The following is a 969-nucleotide window of genomic DNA, read 5'->3' on the forward strand; positions in this document are numbered from 1 at the left end:
ACCCTTACCCGCCTTGCTCAATATGGCATCGAAACTATCGTAGTCAAACAAGGCTCACTTGGTGCAACAGTTCAATATCAGGATAAACAGATTTTTGTGCCAACCGTTCCCGTTGAAAATGTGGTGGATACCACCTCCGCAGGGGATTCTTTCAATGCTGGGTTCCTCAACGGCTACTTGCTTGGCAAAGATTTAATCACCTGCTGCCAGCAAGGTAACAAAGTTGCAGGTATTGTCATTCAACACAAAGGGGCAATTATTGATAAATCAGCAACTGCCCACCTAAAACAGCAATTTGAACAATAATATAAGCGGTTGTTTTTGCAAAAAATTTTACAAAAATTACCGCTTGCAACACAACATAATGAGGTTAAAAATGCGTTATACCACCGACCAAATCGTAGAAAAATTAAGAGAACTTAAAGTTGTTCCCGTCATAGCCCTCGACAACGCAGAAGATATTTTACCGCTGGCGAAAACCTTGTCTAAAAACGGCTTGCCTGTGGTAGAAATTACCTTCCGCTCGGCAGCAGCTGAAGAGGCAATTAAATTAGTGAAGGCGAACTATCCAGAAGTATTAATTGCCGCGGGAACGGTGCTGACCAAAGAGCAAGTCCTTGCTGCCAAAAACGCAGGGGCAGATTGCATTGTCACCCCGGGCTTTAATCCTACTATCGTTAAATATTGCCAAGCGTTAGGTTTGCCTGTTACACCGGGCGTGAATAACCCAATGGCGATTGAAGCTGCTCTTGAACTTGGCATACAAGTAGTCAAATTTTTCCCAGCAGAAGCAAGTGGCGGGATGAAAATGATTAAAGCCCTGCTTGGCCCTTACAGCAACTTACAAATTATGCCGACTGGTGGTATTTCACCGCAAAACATCAACGACTACCTTGCTATTCCGAATGTGGTGGCGTGCGGTGGCTCTTGGTTTGTGGAGAAATCACTGATTAAGGCGCAGAAGTGGGA

At 44.5% G+C, this 969-nt stretch carries 2 protein-coding genes; both read left to right on the forward strand.

From position 1 onward, the window contains the following. Positions 1-306: carbohydrate kinase family protein (locus tag ACERCF_RS12485; RefSeq protein WP_373625787.1), on the forward strand; the 306-nt coding region annotated here is incomplete at its 5' end. 70 nt (positions 307-376) lie between these two features. Beyond that, positions 377-969: bifunctional 4-hydroxy-2-oxoglutarate aldolase/2-dehydro-3-deoxy-phosphogluconate aldolase (locus ACERCF_RS12490; RefSeq protein WP_373625788.1), on the forward strand; the 593-nt coding region annotated here is incomplete at its 3' end.

Origin of the sequence: Mannheimia kashgarensis, from assembly GCF_041807705.1 — a bacterium.
Taxonomy (GTDB): domain Bacteria; phylum Pseudomonadota; class Gammaproteobacteria; order Enterobacterales; family Pasteurellaceae; genus Mannheimia.